12 protein-coding genes are annotated in these 16,569 nt (G+C 72.7%); 3 read left to right on the top strand and 9 right to left on the bottom strand.

The features are described from left to right. The first annotated feature begins 24 nt into the window (after nucleotides 1–24). A complete protein-coding gene (locus PV419_RS26275) occupies nucleotides 25–2,247 on the top strand; it encodes a hypothetical protein (RefSeq protein ID WP_319692910.1) in 2,223 nt (740 codons plus the stop codon). Nucleotides 2,248–2,275: 28 nt separating this feature from the next. Beyond that, entirely contained in the window at nucleotides 2,276–2,731 is a 456-nt protein-coding gene (locus tag PV419_RS26270) for a peroxiredoxin (RefSeq protein WP_319692906.1), read from the top strand. Nucleotides 2,732–2,859: 128 nt separating this feature from the next. Here the strand turns inward: PV419_RS26270 and PV419_RS26265 are convergent, their stop codons facing one another. After that, the gene (locus PV419_RS26265; protein WP_319692897.1) at nucleotides 2,860–5,781 is read right to left on the bottom strand and encodes a glycoside hydrolase family 2 TIM barrel-domain containing protein; all 2,922 of its coding nucleotides are present in this window, start codon (nucleotides 5,779–5,781) and stop codon (nucleotides 2,860–2,862) included. Nucleotides 5,782–5,996: 215 nt separating this feature from the next. Further along, nucleotides 5,997–7,235 (bottom strand): ROK family transcriptional regulator, encoded by a 1,239-nt coding sequence (locus PV419_RS26260; RefSeq protein ID WP_319692893.1) that lies wholly within the window; start codon nucleotides 7,233–7,235, stop codon nucleotides 5,997–5,999. Nucleotides 7,236–7,475: 240 nt separating this feature from the next. Between PV419_RS26260 and PV419_RS26255 the strand changes: the two genes are divergently transcribed. Continuing rightward, nucleotides 7,476–7,724, top strand: coding sequence for a hypothetical protein (locus PV419_RS26255; RefSeq protein WP_319692888.1), 249 nt, complete (start codon nucleotides 7,476–7,478; stop codon nucleotides 7,722–7,724). Nucleotides 7,725–7,766: 42 nt separating this feature from the next. Here the strand turns inward: PV419_RS26255 and PV419_RS26250 are convergent, their stop codons facing one another. From PV419_RS26250 to PV419_RS26220, 7 genes are all read right to left on the bottom strand, one after another. Beyond that, a complete protein-coding gene (locus PV419_RS26250) occupies nucleotides 7,767–9,374 on the bottom strand; it encodes a penicillin-binding transpeptidase domain-containing protein (RefSeq protein WP_319692881.1) in 1,608 nt (535 codons plus the stop codon). A 177-nt stretch (nucleotides 9,375–9,551) separates the two neighbouring features. Further along, entirely contained in the window at nucleotides 9,552–9,743 is a 192-nt protein-coding gene (locus PV419_RS26245; RefSeq protein WP_319692875.1) for a hypothetical protein, read from the bottom strand. Nucleotides 9,744–9,876: 133 nt separating this feature from the next. Then, a complete protein-coding gene (locus tag PV419_RS26240; RefSeq protein WP_319692872.1) occupies nucleotides 9,877–10,530 on the bottom strand; it encodes a lactate utilization protein C in 654 nt (217 codons plus the stop codon). Continuing rightward, nucleotides 10,527–12,077: a lactate utilization protein B gene (locus PV419_RS26235; protein WP_319692867.1), complete on the bottom strand. Its 1,551-nt coding sequence runs from the start codon at nucleotides 12,075–12,077 to the stop codon at nucleotides 10,527–10,529. The genes PV419_RS26240 and PV419_RS26235 overlap by 4 nt, the downstream gene beginning before the upstream one ends. After that, nucleotides 12,074–12,826 (bottom strand): (Fe-S)-binding protein, encoded by a 753-nt coding sequence (locus PV419_RS26230; protein WP_319692862.1) that lies wholly within the window; start codon nucleotides 12,824–12,826, stop codon nucleotides 12,074–12,076. Before PV419_RS26230 ends, PV419_RS26235 begins: the two co-directional genes overlap by 4 nt. Next, entirely contained in the window at nucleotides 12,817–14,346 is a 1,530-nt protein-coding gene (locus PV419_RS26225) for a rhamnulokinase family protein (protein WP_319692858.1), read from the bottom strand. Before PV419_RS26225 ends, PV419_RS26230 begins: the two co-directional genes overlap by 10 nt. 84 nt (nucleotides 14,347–14,430) lie before the next feature. After that, nucleotides 14,431–16,476 (bottom strand): bifunctional aldolase/short-chain dehydrogenase, encoded by a 2,046-nt coding sequence (locus tag PV419_RS26220; RefSeq protein ID WP_319692849.1) that lies wholly within the window; start codon nucleotides 16,474–16,476, stop codon nucleotides 14,431–14,433. Nucleotides 16,477–16,569: the final 93 nt, after the last annotated feature.

Raw genomic sequence — 16,569 nt, 5'->3', positions numbered from 1 at the left:
GCCGGACATGACAAGATCGCCGCCATGACGGCACAGCACGACCCGGAAGCCATCCTCACCGGCCTGGATGACGAAGCCTGGCCCCCCATCGGCTACGCCCGGGGCACCGCCGCCGACCCGGCCGGGACGCTGCGCGCCCTGGCCTCGGCGGACGACGAGGCCGTCGACGAGGCGCTCTCGTCCTTCTGGGCGGCGTTGCGCGCCCGCGTCCCCGCCTACCCCGCGACCGCGCAGGTCGTCCCGTACCTGGCCCGGGTCTGCGCGGCCGGGATCCATCAGGAGACACTGCTGGAGCTCCTGCACAGCGTCGCGAACGGCGAGGACCAGCCCCGCAAGGACCAGGACGAACTCACCGCCGCCGTCGCCGCGCAGGTGCCGCTGCTGCTGCCGCTGCTCTCGCACGACGACGAGGACATCAGGCGCTGGCTGATCCGTATCGTCCTGCTGTCCGGCCGGTCCCGCGAGACCGCCGAGGCGATACGGGCCCGCTGGGCGGAGGAGCCGGACCCCGCGCTGCGCTCCGCCCTGCTGTCGGCCTGCCGTATCGCCAGCCCCGACGTCGCGGCGGAGCTCAGCGCGAGCGAACTGGGCCCCGAACGGGACCCCGAGATCCGGCTCGTGGCCGCCCTCAACCTGGTGCGTGACGGGGCCTCCTGGACGGACGAGCTGGAGGCCGCCGCCACCGCCTGGGCCCTGCAGGGCGGCGACACCGAGCCGGTCGAGCGGTGGTTCGACGTGGACTCCGGCGACTGGAAGGACACCGACCCCGACGATGAGTCCTTCGAGCTCCTCCTCCAGTTGCTCGCCGACCGCGGGGAGCTCCCGGCGGCCCTCCGCCTGCTGGACGCGGTCCTGGCCGCCGAGGGCCCCGGCGACGGCCTGCGCGGCCGCCGGGCGATGGGCGCCATCGAGCCGCTGTGCGCGGAGTTCCGCGCCGCCCCCGCACTGCTGGCCCCGCGCCTGGCGTCCCTGGTGACACATCAGGACCTGGTCGTGGCCGGGCGGGCCGTCGGCCAGCTGCGGCGCCTCGGGGACGAGGGCGGGCCCGCCGCCGACGCGCTGCTGATCCATGCCTCGGGCGAGAGGGTCGCCGAGGCGGAGGACAAGTTCGACGCCGAGGACGCCGAGGAAGTGGCCGACAACGCCCTCGGAGCCCTCCTCGACCTCGGCGACCCCAGGGCCGTACCGCTGCTCGCCCGCGATCTGCCGCGCCGCAAGGAGGCCCTGGAGACCGCCGTCGGCACCTCGCCCTGGAGTCGCCACGACAAGCCGTCGGTGCCCTTCGACCCCCGGCTCCTCGACGCCGCCCGCGACCTGATCCGCCATCCGGACCGCCGGAACTACAGCGCACCCCGATACCTGTGCAAGCTGCTGGCCTCCTGGGGACCGCAGGCGGCACCCGCACTGCCGGAGCTGTACTCCCTGCTGACCAAGGAGCGGCAGGACGCCCCCGGCGCGGTGGCCGCCGTCGCGGCCGGCACCGAGGCCGCCGCCGAGGCCGCGGACCGGCTGCGCGCCGCCGCCGAGGGCGCCTCCGTCTACGACCGCATGCCCACCGCCGAGGCCCTGCACCGGCTCACCGGCGACACCGCGCAGCTGGTCGAGGCGATCCGCCCCGGCCTCGACGACATCCTCTACAGCCAGCGCGCCGCGGTGGGCCGGGCCGGGCGGCTCGGCCCGGCCGCCGAGCCGCTGCTGCCCCGCCTGCGCGAGCTGCTGGTCCCCGGTGACGGGTGGGGCCTGGAGGACTGTCTGTCGGCCGCGTCCGCCGTCCGGGCGATCGTCGGCGAGCCGGCGGCGGACGAGCTGATCCCGGTCCTGGCCCAGGGCCTGGAGAGCCAGTACCCCGTGATCCGGGCCTCGGCGGTCCGCGTGGCCGCCCGGCTGGGCGCGGGCGCCGCGCCCCTGGCCGAGCGGATCGCGCCGCTGCTGGAGTCCCTGTCGACCTTCCTGCCCGCCGCGCGCGCCCTGCTGGCCGCCCCCGGCGCGGTGGCGGCCGAGGGGGTGGTCGACCGCGAGGAGCTGACCGAGGCGCTGCTCCTGACCGTCGACTGCACCGGTCATTCCGAGACGGCGCTCGACCTGCTGCGCGACCTCGGCGGCGGCAGCCTTTCCCCGTCCGCCGCGGACCGGCTGCGCGAGTCGCTGACCGCCCAACGCCGCCCGCCCCTGCGCCAGTACGACCTGCAGCGGATCCGCACCGACCAGCGCCGCACGGCAGCCCTGCGGGCCGCCCTGGGCGAGTAGGTTTTCGGCCGCCGAGTAGCCTCGCTCCATGAATATCGGTGATGTCGTCGAGGACTTCGAACTGCCGGATGAGAACGGCACCGCCCGCACGCTGAGCGGGCTGCTCGAAAACGGCCCTGTGGTGCTCTTCTTCTACCCCGCGGCCCTCACGCCCGGCTGCACGAAGGAGGCTTGTCACTTCCGGGACATCGCGGGGGAGTTCAAGGCGCTCGGCGCCCAGCCGGTCGGGGTGAGCGCGGACTCGGTGGACAAGCAGGCGGAGTTCGCCCGCACACACTCCTTCGGCTATCCGCTGCTGTCCGACCCGGAGGGGACCGTACGGACCCGGTTCAAGGTCAAGCGCGGCATCTCCGCCGTCCCCACCAAGCGGGTCACCTTTGTGATCGACACCGACCGGCGGGTGCTGGCGATCGTCAAGAGCGAGTTCCGGATGAGCGAGCACGCGGACAAGGCGCTCGACGCGCTGCGGAGCAGGGCGGCATAGCCGGGACGTACGACGGCGCAGCGAGGCGCGCAGGGCTTCAGGGGGCGTGCGGTCATGACCAAGACGACAAGCCGGCGCCAGGCCGTGGTGCGGCGTGGCGCCGGCTCGAATCCACCACCAACCCCCTTCTAGACGCGCGAGAAGGTGAAGGTGAACTCGGCGGGGCCGGCGTCGAGGCGGTACTGGGGAAGCGCCCCGGGCCCGCACGACTGGCTGCCGATGCCCTGCTGCCCGTGGTCGAGGTTCACCCACACCGTGTCCGCCGACGGGGACAGTTCCGGCGTGTGCTCGGCCGCGTCCAGCTGCTCCGTGGTCCACCGCCGTGCCGTGAACCAGAACGGCGGCGCGCCCTCCACCGCGATCCCGGCCCCGTCCTCGCCGGTCAGCCGCGCCCACCTGACGTCCGCGCGGGCCCCGTTCTCCTGCGGCCTGACGTACGGCGTCTGCATGTCGTCGACCGACAGCGTCCACCGGCCGATCCGGGAGGCGGCATGGGTGTCCGGGTACGCCTCGCCGGGGCCGCCGCCGAACCACTCGGCCCGGCCCAGCGACGCGGGGACGCCGAGCCGCACGCCCAGGCGCGGCAGCGGGCAGGTCCACTCGCCGCGGGGGGTGACGGAGACGGTCAGGCGCAGCCGGTCCGGGGCGTCGGTGTCGGCGGTCCAGCGGTAGACGGCCTCCAGGCCGACGTCGGTGGCCGCGGGGGCGACGCGGGTGCGGACGGTCAGGGCGTCGTCCGCCACCTCCACCGCGTCGACGCGGTGGTGGAGGCGGTGCAGGCCGAGCCGGCGCCACATCAGTCCGTAGCGCTCGTCGGACTGCCAGGACGCGCCGTTGTCGTTGTCGGTGGGCGCGCGCCACACGTCGAGCCGGGGGCCGGTGACCGCGAGGCCCCCGAGGGAGACCAGAGCGCCGGTGGCCGGGTCGAAGCCGCCCGGGCCCAGCACGATCGCGCCGTCCTCGCGGCGCGGCGCGACAGTGGCTGTTGTGGCGGGCGAGGCGGCCGGGGCGGCGGCCGGGAACTGGCCCCAGGCCACCTCGTGGCCCGCCTGCGCCCACGCGGTGTCGGCCGCGAGCCGTGCCCGTACGGTCCACAGCGCCTCGCCGTCGGCGCCCGTCGCGGGCCGGTCGGGGAGCTTGAGGTCGGCGGACTCGCCCGGGGCCAGCGGCGGGACCGCCAGCTCGCCGCCGCCGACCTCCACGCCCTCGGCCTCGTAGACCCAGGAGAACGCCAGATGAGACAGGTCGGCGAAGTCGTGGGTGTTGGTGACCCGGACCGTGCCCGCCGCGCCGTCGCCCTCGATCCGGACCGGCTCGATGACCTTCTTGTACTCGATCAGGCCGGGGGAGGGGGTGCGGTCGGGGAAGATCAGGCCGTCGCAGACGAAGTTGCCGTCGTGCAGCTCCTCGCCGAAGTCCCCGCCGTACCCGTAGAAGAGCTCGCCCTCGGCGGTTCGCTTGGCGATGCCGTGGTCGATCCACTCCCATACGAAGCCGCCCTGGCAGCGCTCGTGCGCCTCGAACAACCGCTGGTAATCGCTGAGTCCGCCCGGCCCGTTGCCCATGGCGTGCGCGTACTCGCACTGGATGAAGGGGAGCGCGCGGCGCTTGGCGTCCAGCTCGGCGTCCGCCAGGGGGGCCTCGGTGCGCCGGCCGATCTGGTCGACCTCCTCGTGCGAGGCGTACATCCGCGAGTAGACGTCCGTGTCGGCGCAGGACATGTCGCCCTCGTAGTGGATCACGCGCGAGGGGTCGCGCTCGCGGATCCACTCGGCCATGGCCGTCAGCCCGCGGCCGGTGCCGCACTCGTTGCCCAGCGACCAGATCACCACCGACGCGTGGTTCTTGTCGCGCTCGACCATCCGGCGGGCCCGGTCCACCAGGGCCGGGGTCCAGCGGTCGTCGTCGACCGGGTTGTTGCGCCAGCCGATGTCGCCGAAGCCGTGGGTCTCCAGGTCGCACTCGTCGATCACCCACAGGCCCAGCTCGTCGCACAGGTCCAGGAAGGCGGGGTGCGGCGGGTAGTGGCTGGTGCGTACGGCGTTGATGTTGTGCCGCTTCATCAGCACCAGGTCCTGGCGCATGGTCTCCAGGTCCACGGCGCGCCCGGTCTCGGGGTGGAACTCGTGCCGGTTGACCCCGCGGAACAGCACCCGCTTGCCGTTGACCTTGATCACGCCGTCCTCGACGACGACCGTACGGAAGCCCACCCGCAGCGCCACCCGCTCGCCGCCGGTGGCGAGCGTGGCCTCGTACAGACGCGGGGTCTCGGCCGTCCACGGCTCGACGGCCACGGTCGCGCTCTCACCAGTGGCCAGGTCCAGTCCCAGCTCCGGCACGGTGACCCGGCCGCCGGGCTCGGCGTCGACCCGCAGCGTGCCCTCGCCGGAGGCGTGGTCGTAGGAGGCGTGGACGAAGAAGTCGGTGACCGCGTCGGCCGGGCGGTGCAGCAGGGTCACCTCGCGGAAGATCCCGGGCAGCCACCACTGGTCCTGGTCCTCCAGGTAACTGCCCGAGGACCACTGGTGGACGCGCACGGCCAGCACATTGCCGCGCGGCCGCAGCAGCTCGCCCACCGCGAACTCGTGCGGCAGCCGGCTGCCCTTGAAGACGCCCAGTTCCTGCCCGTTGAGCCAGACCCGGGCGCAGGACTCCACGCCCTCGAACCGCAGCACGGCCCCGCCGTCGGCCGGCCAGTCCCCGGGCAGGTCGAAGACCCGGCGGTGGTCGCCGGTCGGGTTCTCGGTGGGCACCCGCGGCGGGTCGACCGGGAACGGATACAGCACATTGGTGTAGATGGGCGCGCCGTGGCCCTGCAGCACCCAGTGGCCCGGCACGGCGACCGTGTCCCAGCCGGAGGCGTCGTAGTCGGGGCCGGCGAAGGACTCGTCCTCGGCGGTGGCGGTCGGCGACAGCCGGAAGGCCCAGTCGCCGCCCAGGCCCAGCCGCGCGGCGTCGGACCCGGGGGTCCAGGAGCGCGGCGGCAGCCCTCCGCTGCCCGGGGACACGTCCTCGTAGTAGGGGAGCGGGGTGTCGGGGGTGGTGCTCATCGGTCTCCTCGGTCGGCGATGGCAGGAGGGGGACGACGATCGGTCGGCACGCGCCCCAGCGGCCCGAGCGCGCCGGCCCGAAGCACTTGGCCTGGGCCGCCAGCAGGGGACGTTAACGAGCGGCGGAGGACTTTTGCAAGGGGTTGGATGAAGTCTGTTGCAAGCGCTTGCTGGGCGTGCGCCTTCTGGCGGCCGCTGTCATGTGGCCGCTTCCGTCAGGAGTTGCCGCCACGGCCGCTCGCGGCGGGGGCGCGGTGATGCTTCGATCTCATGGCCGCGAGCGAGCCCTCCAGGGCGAAGGTCGCGGCCCCGAGGCTCACGGGGTTGGACGGGATCGGGCACAGCACGATCTCGACGCTCGCGAAGGGGCGGCGCAGGGCGCGCCGCGCCACCGCCTCGCGCACCTCGGCCAGCAGCGGCTCGCCCAGCGCGGCCGCCACCCAGCTACTGAGCACGATCACCTCCGGGTTGAGCAGATTGACCAGGTCGGCCAGGGCCGCGCCGAGATAGCGGGCGGTCTCGCGGACCACCTGCGTGGCCACCGGATCGCCCTCGGCCAGCGCCCGGCCGAGCGCCTCGATGGTGGCGGTCTGGTCGTCCGGGTGCAGCAGGGGGCTGTCGGGGCTCAGCTCACGGAGGCTGAGCATGATCGCGGGGGCGCCCACGTATGTCTCCACACAGCCGTGGTTGCCGCAGTGGCACAGCCGCCCGTCCAGGACCAGGGTGGTGTGCCCCCACTCGCCGGCGCTGTTGGTCACCCCCCGGTGCAGCGTGCCGCCCAGCGCGAACCCGGCCCCCACCCCCGTGCCCAGGTTGACCACGATGGCGTCACCGCGGCCGCGCGCCGCGCCGAACCACTGCTCGGCTACGGTGCTGGCGCGCAGCGGGTTGTCGAGGTGGAGCGAGTAAGGGAGGTGTTCGGCCAGCAGGTCCAGCAGCGGGACGTCGTGCCAGTTCCAGTTGGCGGCGTAGACGGAGACCCCGCCCTCGCGGTCCACCTGCCCCGGCATGCTGACCCCGACACCCAGCACCCGGTCCGCGGCGACGGCCGACCGCTCCACGACACCGGCCACGGCGGCGGCGATGCGCCCGACGACCCGCGCCGCGTCCCGCTCGCCGGGGCGCAGCTCCTCGTCGGCGCGGGCCAGCACGGTCAGGGCCAGATCGAACAGCTCCACGTGGACGTAGGTCTCGGCCACGTCCACGCCGATCAGCGCGCCGCCGGAGGCGTTGACGGTGACCAGGCCGCGCGGCCGGCCGCCGTCGGAGTCCTCGTATCCGCCCTCCACCAGCATGCCGAAGTCCAGCAGCTCGCCGACGAGGGTGGCGACGGTGGCCAGGCTCAGTCCGGTCGCGGCGGCGAGCTGCTGCCGGGAGACGGGGGATTCGGCGATGATGTGGCGCAGCACGTCGTAGCGGTTCTCGGTGCGGATGTCGCGGGACGTGCGCTTCACGCCGGGTCCTCCGTGCTCGGTGGTGCGGCCCGTATGACGCCGCGCCACATTAGGCCGCGCGCCGCACCTGGACAACCCCTTCGCGCAACCATTGTACGAAGCGGGCCGACGGCGGCGAACTCGGCGGCGGCCGCTCCCGTGAATTCGGCCGCCGCTCCGGTGCCGTGGTCGGCAACCCACGGTTCGTCCACCGCGTCGGGGACCCGGTGGACCGAACGGGTCGACATCCATACAGATCTCGTGGTCCAGGGAGAACTCCGGAACACGGGCACCGAATGCTTCTCGGTCTGGGTCCGGTGGACCGACGACTGGGTGGTCACCCCCTACACCAAGCAGGCCTCCCAATGCGGTGGCGGAGTCGCTCCCGTCAACATGCGGAAGTCCTATGGGCTGACCACCACCGGCCGGCTGACGGTGTGCCGGGGCACCACGGACACCCAGGACTGCGGGGAAGACATATCTCTGACCCGCTGGCCGATCAACAACTAGGCCGCCCTCACGGTCAGCCCCTCGCTGAGGTCCCGGGGCGGGTCAGCCGTGGGCCGTGAGCACATCCCGGACGACCGGACCCGCGGCGTCGCCGCCGTGGCCGCCCTGGACCACCACGGCGGCGGCTGCCATGTCGTTGCGGTAGGCCGTGAACCAGGCGTTCGTAGTCGGCTGCCCGTCGATCTCGGCGGAGCCCGTCTTCGCCCCGATGTCCCCGGTGAGCCCGGACATCGCGCGCGCCGCCGTGCCACTGGTCGCGGTGAGCCGCATCATGGCCTTCAGCTGCTGGACGGCCGCCGGGCTCAAAGCGCGCGCCGCCGTCGCCTTCTTCTCGCTGATCAGGGACCGCGGCACGATGACGGGCTGCCGGAACGCACCGGTCTGGGCCGTGGCCGCGACCGAGGCCACGGTGAGCGGGTTCATCTGCACCCTGCCCTGCCCGATCAGCGCGGCGGCCTTGTCGTCCCCGCTGCCCGTGGGGACCGAGCCGTCGAAGGTCTCCACCCCCACATGCCAGTCGAGCCCGATCCCGAACACGGCCCGCGCCTCGTCCGCGACGGCGCCGTCGGACAGATCGCCGGCCAGCGAGACGAAGGCGGTGTTGCAGGAGGCGGCGAAGTCCTGCGCGAAGGTGGCGGCGGGATTCTCGCTGTCCTCGACGTTGTGGAAGGTCATGCCCTGCTGGTACGAGGTGGTCTTGGGGCAGGGCACCGCGCGGCCGGGCGTGACCTTGCCGGACTCCAGCAGCGCCGCGGAGGTGACGATCTTGAACGTCGAGCCGGGCGCGGTGGCCCCTTGGAAGGCCGCGTTGAACTCGGCCCGGTCGGAGTTGGCGACCGCGAGCACCTCGCCCGTGCTGGGCTTGAGCGCGACCACCGAGGCGCCCGTACGCCCCGCCACCGCCTTTTCGGCGCGGCTCTGCACCTGCGCGTCAAGCGTCGTGTGCAGCGTGCCCCGCTTGCCCTTGGCCACCACATGGAGCATGGTCGTGGACTCGTCGCTCGCGCCGGCCGCCCACACCTCGACCCGGTTGCCGGCTCCCGTGGCGGCGCTGTACCTCGTGCGGAGTTGTGCCAGCACCGGGCCGAGCGAGGGATAGCGGTCCTTCGTCAGCTCCTTGCCGTCCCGGTCGACCACCCGGACCGACACCGACTCGGCGAGCCCCGTCCGCAGGGCCGGACGCTCGGCCGTCAGCTTGGGGTGCAGCACGGCGGGCGTCCAGTCGACCAGCGGCCTGCCCGTGGTCCTGCCGCGCACCACGGACAGCTCCGAGGCATAGGTCCAGGTGGAGCGGGCGTCCTCGAAGGAGATGTCGGCCGTGACGTCGAACGGCACCCGGGTGCCCTGTGGCCGGCCCGCCTTGAGCGTCACCTTTGCCACATGGCCGTCCTTGCGGTAGCCGCTCAGCGCGGCCACGGCGGACTCGGCGTCATTGGTGAGCTGCGAGGCCCGCAGATCGTTCTGATCGGCCCAGGCGGCCAGGAACTTGTGCGCGGTCTCCCGCACTTCGGACGCGGTCACCGCGCCGTCGTGGCCCGGCCCCTCGTTGCCTCCGGTGAGCCCGGTGTACAGGTTGTACGCGCCGAGGCCCGCTACGCCCACGACCGCGACGGCTGTCACACCGAGCACGACTCTTCCCGCTGTGCGCATGGGTGGTCCATTCCCCCCGTGATGTGGCAGGCGCCCTGCCGCTCCACCCCCGCGTCAAGCGGCAGGGCGCACAACGAGTTCACAACCTATGGACGGTGATACTCCATCACAAGGGGTAGTTCAGGCCACACGCGCAGAGCGTGACCCGCGACACGCCCCCCGGCGCGCCGCAGCGGCTCACGCCGCCTGCTCGACCTCTCCCCGCAGCGCCCTGGTGTAGACCGTGAGCAACCGACCGTATTCGACCCGCTCCTGCGGGAGCAGCGCCCGGCCGGCCCGCGCGCGCAGAAACACGCGGATCGCTTCGTTCGCCTGGTCGGTGGAGGTGGTGATTAAAGCGGGTTCGTGGTGAGTAGGAGTCGGACGCATGGGCATTAGAGTACGGGCACCCACCGACAACGGCACCGGTGCAAACCGTTCAAGTGCGCTGTTACCGCGGGTATGTGAGCAACACCGCATCCGGCGCAGGGCCCTGGACGGCCGCCGCGGCCCCCGTGTGACCTCAGCTCTCGACGAGGACGACCTCCAGGGTGCGCGGTCCGTGCACCCCCTCCACCCGGTCCAGCTCGATGTCGCTCGTCGCGGACGGCCCGGAGATCCACGTCAACGGGCGCCCCGGAGCGAGCCGTTCCAGCGCCTGCGGCACGGAGTCCACGACCTGCTCGGGCACCCGGATGACACAGATGTGGTGGTCGGGCACCAGCGTGATACGCCGACGCCCCTGGTCCGGGCCCGCGTCCAGCACGACGGTCCCCGTCTCCGCCACGGCCACCGCGCAGCCCGTCACGACGCTGGAGACCGCGTCCAGGTCGTGCGGGGTGAGCTCCGGGGTGTCCGCGATCCGCTCCACCCGCTGCGCGTCGACGGCCGAAAGCCAGCCGTCGGGCAGACCGGGCGGCAGCACCACGCTGGTCGCGCCGCGCCCGTCCAGCAACCAGGCGATCAGGCCCGGGAGCCCCTCCGGGTCCGTACGGTGGACGACCGCCCGGTAATCCGCGAGGTTCTCCGCGAGCAGATCCACGGTCTGCGATGTGGTCCGGTTTCCGTGGGCCCGCGCATAGCCGCGGTCCACGGGGGCCTCGGACGGGCGCTCCGTACGGGGGACGTCCGCCAGCGCGCGGCGGACGCGGGCCAGCACCAGGTCTCGGCTGCTCACGTCGTCGTCCTCTTCCCCTTGTTCTCCTTGTGCCCCTTGTCGCCCGGGTTCCCCTTGCTTCGCGTGTGGCTCTCGCTCGGGCCCTCATCGCCGCGTGTTCTGCGCCACCAGTCCCGGAACGACTCGGCGGGCACGTCCGGCAGCTCCCGGGTGTCCGTCCACGCCCGCCCCGGCCCCGGCAGCCGGCGCGGGTGGAAGCGGCGGGTACGGGAGGCCAGCCGCTGCCCGGCGCGCAGCACGCCCGGGTGGTCGAAGGCCCAGCGCGCCGCCCGCATGGCGGCGCGCTCCGCGGCATGCCCCTTGGCCGGTTTGATGACGGTCCGGGTCCCGCGCACCGACGCCGGGCCGCCCTCGACCACCCGCTCGCGCAGGTGGACCAGGATCTCCGGGATGTCGATGGCGACCGGGCACACCTCGTAGCACGCGCCGCACAGCGACGAGGCGTACGGCAGCGAGGCGTCCAGCTCGCTCTGTGTGCCGCGCAGCTGCGGCGTGAGGATCGCCCCGATCGGCCCCGGGTACGCCGACCCGTACGCATGGCCGCCCGCCCGCTCGTACACCGGGCACACATTGAGACACGCCGAGCAGCGGATACAGCGCAGCGCCTGGCGGCCGACGGTGTCGGCGAGGGTGTCCGTGCGGCCGTTGTCGAGGAGGACCAGGTGGAAGGTGCGCGGGCCGTCGCCGTCGGTGGTGCCGGTCCAGGTGGAGGTGTACGGGTTCATCCGCTCCGCCGTCGAGGAGCGGGGGAGGAGTTGGAGGAAGACCTCCAGGTCCTGCCACGTGGGTACCACCTTCTCGATGCCCACGACGGAGATCAGCGTCTCGGGGAGGGTCAGGCACATCCGGCCGTTGCCCTCGGACTCGACCACGACCAGCGTGCCGGTCTCGGCCACCATGAAGTTGGCACCCGAGATGCCGACCTTGGCGTTCAGGAACTTCTCGCGCAGATGCAGCCGGGCCGCCTCCGCCAGATCGGCCGGGGCGTCCGTCAGCCCCTCCGGCGCGGGGCGGCCCCAGCGGGCCATCTGGCGGGTGAAGATGTCGCGGATCTCGGTGCGGTTGCGGTGGATCGCGGGCACCAGGATGTGCGAGGGCAGGTCGTCGCCGAGCTGCACGATGAGCTCCGCCAGATCGGTCTCGTACGCGCGGATGCCCGCCTGGGCGAGCGCGTCGTTCAGGCCGATCTCCTGCGTGGCCATCGACTTGACCTTGACGACCTCGCGCTCGCCGGTGGCCCGGACCAGCTCGGTGACGATCCGGTTCGCCTCGTCCGCGTCCGCAGCCCAGTGCACCTGGCCGCCCGCCGCCGTCACGGCGCTCTCCAACCGCTCCAGGTAGTGGTCGAGATGGCGCAGCGTACGGTCCTTGATCGCCGCGCCCGCGGCGCGCAGCTCGCCCCAGTCGTCCAGCTCCGCGACGGCCGTGGCGCGCTTGGCGCGGATGGTGTGGGTGGCGTGCCGCAGATTGGCGCGCAGCTGTGTGTTCTTGGTCGAGGTGGCGGCCGCGTCGGGGAAGGCGGGCATGCCCAGGTAGGTGCCGGTCACCAGACGTCTCCTTCGGTGCTCGCCAGGATCTCGGCGATGTGGACCGGGCGGACCGTCGAGCCCTGGCGGGCGAGCGTCCCGCCGATGTGCATCTGGCAGGAGTTGTCGACCGTGCACACCGCCTCGGCCCCGGTCGCGGTGATGTTGCGCGCCTTGTCGGCGCCCATCGCGGCCGAGACCGCCGTGTTCTTGACGGCGAACGTGCCGCCGAAGCCGCAGCACTCCTCGGCGCCCGGCAGCTCGACCAGCTCAAGCCCCTTGACGGCCGACAGCAGTCTGCGCGGCCGGTCCCCCAGGCCCAGCATCCGCAGGCCGTGGCAGGTGGGGTGGTAGGTCACGGTGTGTGGGTAGTACGCCCCGACATCGGTCACCTTGAGGACGTCGGTGATGAACTCGGTGAGTTCGTACGTCTTGGGTACTGCCGCGGCGGCGAGCTGGGTCAGCTCCTGGCCACGGCCCTCGGCGGCCGCCTTCGCCCCGATCCTCGGATAGTTGTCGCGCACCATGGCGGCGCACGACCCGGAAGGGGTGACCACGTAGTCGTAGTCCTGGAACACGTCGGCGTAACGGCGTACCAAGGGCTCGGTCTCGTGGCGGTAGCCGGTATTGAACTGCGCCTGGCCGCAGCAGCTCTGCCCCGGCGGGAAGCCGACGTCGACCCCCAGCCGTTCGAGGAGGGTGACGACGGCCTGCCCGGTGCGGGGATAGAGCGTGTCGTTGACGCAGGTGATGAAGAGCGCTACGCGCACGGTTCCTCCTCCTGGCCCTCGGCCCGCCCGCCCTCGACGAGGGCGGCCGCCCGGGACCACGCCGCTTGATCACCCGAAGGCTCATACTGCCTCAGCGGCTGGGTGCTGTGAAGCAGCCCACGCAGCTCGGACAGGCCGCCGCTGACCACCCCCGCGGTCCGGGCCTGCACCAGGATGTTGCCGAGCGCGGCCGCCTCCGCCGGGCCCGCGACCACCGGCAGCCCGCAGGCGTCGGCGGTCAGCCGGCACAGCAGCGCGTTCTGCGCGCCGCCCCCGACGATGTGCACGGTGCGGACCGTACGGCCGGACAGGCGCTGGGCATCCAGGATCGCGCGGCGGTGGGCGAGCGCGAGGGAGTCCAGGACGCAGCGGGCGGTTTCGGCTGGGGTGCGGGGGGCCGGCTGGCCGGTGCGGCGGCAGGCCTCCGCGATCCGGTCGGGCATCCGGTCCGGGGCGATGAACTCCGCGGCCCCGGCGTCGACCACCGAGCGGAGCGGGGTGGCCCGGGCCGCCTGGTCCAGGAGTGTTTGCAGGTTCTGGGGGGTCCCTTCGGTTTCCCAGGTGCGCAGGCACTCCTGGAGCATCCACAGGCCCATGATGTTGCGCAGATACCGGACCGTGCCGTCCACACCGAGTTCGTTCGTGAAGTTGGCGCGCCGGCTCGCCTCGGTGAGGACCGGGGCGTCGAGCTCCAGCCCGGCCAGGGACCAGGTGCCGGTGGCGATGTACGCGAAGTCGGGCGTGGTGGCGGGGACGCCGACGACGGCCGAGGCGGTGTCGTGCGAGCCCACGGCGGTGACGGGGATGGGGGCCTCGATGCCGGTCGCGGACAGGACGTCCGGGCGTAGCGTTCCCGCCGGGTCGCCGGGGTGGCGCAGGGGTGGGAAGAGCGACAGGTCGATGCCGAGGGTGTCGGCGACGGCGGCGACGGCGCGGGACCAGTCGCGGGTGCGCGGGTCGATCAGCTGGGTGGTGGACGCATTGGTCAGCTCGGTGCCGGCCTCGCCCGTCAGCCAGTACGAGATGAGGTCCGGGATGAGGAGGAGACGGTGTGCGGCGGCCAGGGGCGAGCCGCCCTGGGCGGCGGTCAGCTGGTAGATGGTGTTGAAGGGGAGGTGCTGGAGGCCGGTGGCCGCGTACAGGTCCTGGGGCGGGAGCACCGCCGCGACCTTCTCGGCCGCGCCGTCGGTGCGCGTGTCGCGGTAGTGGACGGGGTTGCCGAGCAGCGCGCCGTCGGCGCCGAGGAGGCCGTAGTCCACGGCCCAGCTGTCGATGCCGACGCCGGCCAGGCGGGTGTTCGCGGCACGGGCGGCCTCGGCCGCGGCGCGGAGGCCGTCCAGGACGCCCTGGTAGAGGGCGAGGATGTCCCAGTGCAGAGTGCCGCCCACGCGGACCGGGCGGTTGGGGAAGCGGTGCACCTCCTGGAGCGTGAGGGCGCCGGGGGCGACCGTGCCGACCATGACGCGGCCGCTGGACGCGCCTAGGTCTACGGCGGCGAAGTACGTTTCGGTGGGTGGCACGGGGTCCTCGGGGGTGTCGTTGCGGTGCGTGGGTACGAGGCGGGGGCGGGGCCTTGAAGGCACCCCCACCCCCTCACGTGCGCGTCAGCGCAGGAAGGCCGCCGCGACCCCGGCGTCGACCGGGACGTGTAGACCGGTGGTGTGCGTCAGGTCGCCCCCGGTGAGCGCGAAGACCGCGTTCGCCACGTGTTCGGGCAGGACCTCGCGCTTGAGCAGGGTGCGCTGGGCGTAGAACTTGCCCAGCTCTTCTTCGGGGATGCCGTACGTGGCGGCCCGCTGCGCGCCCCAGCCGCCAGCGAAGATTCCCGAGCCCTGCACCACTCCGTCGGGGTTGACCCCGTTGACACGGATGCCATGATCACCCAACTCGGCGGCGAGCAGGCGCACTTGATGGGCCTGATCGGCCTTGGTGGCGGAGTAGGCGATGTTGTTCGGGCCCGCGAAGACCGAGTTCTTGGAGGCGATGTAGATGATGTCGCCCCCCATGTTCTGGTCGATCATGACCCGGGCCGCCTCGCGGGAGGAGAGGAAGCTGCCGCGCGCCATGATGTCGTGCTGAAGGTCCCAGTCCTTGGCGGTGGTTTCGAGGAGGGGCTTGGAGATGGAGATCCCCGCGTTGTTGACCAGGAGGTCGAGCCCGCCGAAGGCCAGAAGGGTTTCCCGGAAGGCCGCTGTGATCTGCTCTTCGGAGGTGATGTCGACGGTGACGGGGACGGCCTTGTCGGGTCCGCCCAGTTCGGTGGCCACGGCCGCGGCGTTCTCGGCGTTGATGTCGGCCACGACGACGCAGGCGCCCTCGGCCACCAGGCGGCTCGCGATCGCCTTGCCGATGCCCGAACCGGCGCCGGTCACCAGGGCGATACGGGTCGCCAGCGGCTTGGGCTTCGGCATCCGCTGAAGCTTGGCCTCCTCAAGCGCCCAGTACTCGATGCGGAACTTCTCCGACTCCTCGATGGGGGAGTACGCCGATACGGCCTCGGCGCCGCGCATCACATTGATCGCGTTGACGTAGAACTCGCCCGCCACCCGGGCCGTCTGCTTGTCCTTGCCGTAACTGAACATCCCGACACCCGGGATGAGCACGATCGCCGGGTCGGCGCCACGCATCGCGGGGGAGTCGGGGGTGGCGTGCCGCTCGTAGTACGCCTGGTAGTCGGTCCGGTATGCGGCGTGCAGCTCCTTGAGGCGGGCGATCGTCTCGTCGAGGGGGGCCGTGGGCGGGAGGTCGAGGACCAGGGGGCGGACCTTCGTACGGAGGAAGTGGTCCGGGCAGGAGGTGCCGAGCGCGGCGAGACGCGGGTGTTCGGCGTGGGAGACGAAGTCGAGGACGGCGTCGGCGTCGTTGTAGTGGCCCACCTGGGGGCGGTCCGTGGAGGCGAGGCCACGGAGGACGGGGGCCAGCGCGGCGGCGCGGGCGCGGCGTTCGGACTCGGGGAGAGGTTCGTAGCCGGGGACGACGGGGCCGAAGGGGTCCTCCTTGCCGCGCTCGACGAGGAACTGCTCGGCAGTGCGGATGATACGGAGCGAGTTGGCCTCGCACTCGTCGGAGGTGTCGCCCCAGGCGGTGATGCCGTGGCCGCCCAGAATGCAGCCGATCGCCTCGGGGTTGGCCTTCTTGATGGCGGCGATGTCCAGCCCGAGCTGGAACCCGGGCCGGCGCCAGGGAACCCATACGACCTGGTTGCCGAAACATTCCTTGGTCAGCGCCTCACCATCGGCGGCGCATGCGAGCGCGATGCCGGAGTCGGGGTGCAGGTGGTCGACATGGGCGGCGTTGACCAGGCCGTGCATGGCGGTGTCGATGGACGGCGCGGCGCCGCCCTTCCCGTGCAGGCAGAAGTCGAACGCGGCAACCATCTCGTCCTCGCGGTCAACCCCCGGATACACCTCGGTCAGCGCCCGCAACCGATCCAGCCGCAACGCGGCGAGACCGGCCGCGGTCAGGGTGCCCAGGTCTCCTCCGGAGCCCTTGACCCACATCAACTCGACGTCCTGCCCGGTGACGGGGTCGGTCGCGGTGCCCTTGGCGGAGGTGTTCCCGCCGGCGTAGTTGGTGTTCCGGGGGTCGGCCCCGAGGCGGTGTGATCGCTCGAGCAGGGCGGCCGCTTCGAGGCGCAGTTCTGCGGTCATCGGATCTCCTCTGAGGAAACCCCGCCCTTCAGAGCGGGGAGGAATCGGACTCCTGCGGAGCAGGGCAAGGAAAGGCGGTTCGCCGCCCGGGCA

This window comes from Streptomyces sp. ME19-01-6, assembly GCF_033793745.1.
GTDB lineage: Bacteria > Actinomycetota > Actinomycetes > Streptomycetales > Streptomycetaceae > Streptomyces.
This window is presented reverse-complemented; position numbering and strand designations above follow the sequence as displayed.